Raw genomic sequence first — 774 nt, 5'->3', positions numbered from 1 at the left:
CGACCAGCGATACGGAAGTGATCGCGCACTTGATCGCCCGCTCGCCGAAGGATTTCGTCGAGGCGGCAAAGGACGCCCTTCGTCAGCTGGTTGGAGGCTTCGCTTTCCTGCTGCTGACGAACGACAAGCTGATCGTGGCCAGCGATCCGAACGGCTTGCGCCCGCTTGTGATGGGGCGCTAGGCAACGCGTACCTGTTCTCGTCCGAGACGTGCGCGTTCGAGGTCGTTGGCGCGGAGACGATTCGCGAAATCCAGCCCGGTGAAATGCTGGTGCTGGATAAGGACGGCCTCCGCGAGGAGCGTTATGCCGAGCCGGAGCGGAAGGCGTTGTGCGCGATGGAGTACATTTACTTCGCGCGTCCTGACAGCGACATGAACGGCTCGAACCTGCATGCCAGCCGCAAGCGGATGGGGCAGGTGATGGCGCAGGAGTCTTTTGTCGACGCAGATGTGGTCACCGGCGTTCCGGACTCCAGTATTTCCGCCGCGATTGGCTATGCGGAGCAGACCGGCATCCCTTACGAGCTGGGCTTGATCAAAAAATAAATACACTGGCCGCACGTTCATTCAACCAAGCCAAGAGCTGCGTGAGCAAGGCGTAAAGATGAAGCTGAGCGCGGTGCGCCGCGTTGTAGAAGGCAAGCGCGTTGTGATGATCGACGATTCGATCGTTCGCGGCACGACCTCGCGACGGATCGTCAATCTGCTGCGCGAAGCCGGCGCGACGGAGGTGCATGTCCGCATCACCTCGCCGCCGTTCAAGAACCCTTGCT

1 protein-coding gene and 1 pseudogene are annotated in these 774 nt (G+C 60.9%); both read left to right on the top strand.

All coding sequences use genetic code 11. The features are described from left to right. Positions 1–182, top strand: a pseudogene (locus L323_RS41720) (amidophosphoribosyltransferase); the annotation flags it as partial. Between the two features lie 89 nt (positions 183–271). Beyond that, positions 272–547: a hypothetical protein gene (locus L323_RS41715; RefSeq protein ID WP_242835298.1), complete on the top strand. Its 276-nt coding sequence runs from the start codon at positions 272–274 to the stop codon at positions 545–547. Positions 548–774 lie beyond the last annotated feature (227 nt).

The sequence above is a fragment of the Ruminiclostridium papyrosolvens C7 genome (genome assembly GCF_000421965.1).
GTDB classification, from domain to species: Bacteria; Bacillota; Clostridia; order Acetivibrionales; family DSM-1351; genus Ruminiclostridium; species Ruminiclostridium papyrosolvens_A.
This window is presented reverse-complemented; position numbering and strand designations above follow the sequence as displayed.